Source organism: Ekhidna lutea (genome assembly GCF_900188325.1).
In the GTDB taxonomy this organism is placed as follows: domain Bacteria; phylum Bacteroidota; class Bacteroidia; order Cytophagales; family Cyclobacteriaceae; genus Ekhidna; species Ekhidna lutea.
In genome coordinates, this window is record NZ_FZPD01000015.1 from 1 (window position 1) to 1,081 (window position 1,081).

Genomic DNA, 1,081 nt, shown 5'->3' on the forward strand with positions numbered 1-1,081 from the left:
CAGTTCTTCGTGGATACCGTTGCGGAGGTTGGGCAGTTTCGCTAGTTTAGTGCTCTTTACAACTGGTGGGCATACTCTCGCTAGTTAGACGTTACAGGTAATTGCCGCAACTCGAAAATTATGACTGAATATTGGACAGGAATTCTTGGTGGCCTGATTGGCTCTATCTTAACTGTTGTAGTTACCAAACTTTTGGAAATCCTCCAAAAAAGCAAGGAACACAAATACTCACTTCAAAAGAGTTTTTTCGAGAAGAAGTTGGCTGCTGCGGAGGCAACTATAACTCAATACACAATACTCTCAGGAGCTCTTGTTAACTTATCCGTTCTGTATGGTAGAATCCACAACGAGAGTAACGATGTTGAGGATTTTCTTCAGAACAACCTTCACGAACAGGCAATGCAACAACTTGCGGTTGCCAATAACGCTTCTTTCATCGTTGCGAACTCAGTAACACTTTATTTTGACCTAATAACTGAGTTTAACCAGAACCAAGTAATAAAGGACTTTTACAACCTCCTAGGATCTATTCAACCTCTAACAGATAATCGGGATACCGCTTACGAACATTATGAATCCGTTATAGGAACGGACTTGGAACAGGCGGCTTATCGACTCTATCTTCAATCCGAACAGGATTTAAACAACCTTATGGAAGCAGTCTCATCGAGCTACATTAACTTCAATAATCAACTGATGATGGTAATTGCTCAGATTCGTGAGGAAATGAAGAAATTCGACTATAAATAGGAACAAAACATACCTGTAACAAGCGCTAGCACGAATGCGCCAACTGCCACTTTACATACTTCAGTGCAAACTTCACCATGAATCAGCCGCTGGGGAAGTGCGGTGCTTTCTACTTAGCGCATCTCGCAGGGTTTTTTATCTTTCTAGGCGCAGTGGTTATTTGATACTTTGGAAGCACCGGCAGATTCATTAGTTTTATCGGAACTTGCCAAGCTCGGGGCGCACTCCTGCTAGCTTGGCGTTAGCTGCTAGATCTCTGCCATGAGAAAATTCATCACTCCATTTAACTTAACTGCCCTTGTCTTGCTTGGATTTGCAATTTATGGAGCCA

At 42.4% G+C, this 1,081-nt stretch carries 1 protein-coding gene; it reads left to right on the forward strand.

Annotated elements, in window-relative coordinates:
* The first annotated feature begins 120 nt into the window (after positions 1-120).
* On the forward strand, positions 121-750 hold the full coding sequence (locus tag CHB71_RS18665) for a hypothetical protein (RefSeq protein WP_089358486.1): 630 nt from the start codon (positions 121-123) through the stop codon (positions 748-750).
* Positions 751-1,081: the final 331 nt, after the last annotated feature.

What these genes read in the sequence shown, in the direction of transcription:
- CHB71_RS18665 (WP_089358486.1), top strand. Translation starts at nt 121, where the DNA reads ATGACTGAATATTGGACAGGAATTCTTGGTGGCCTGATTGGCTCTATC.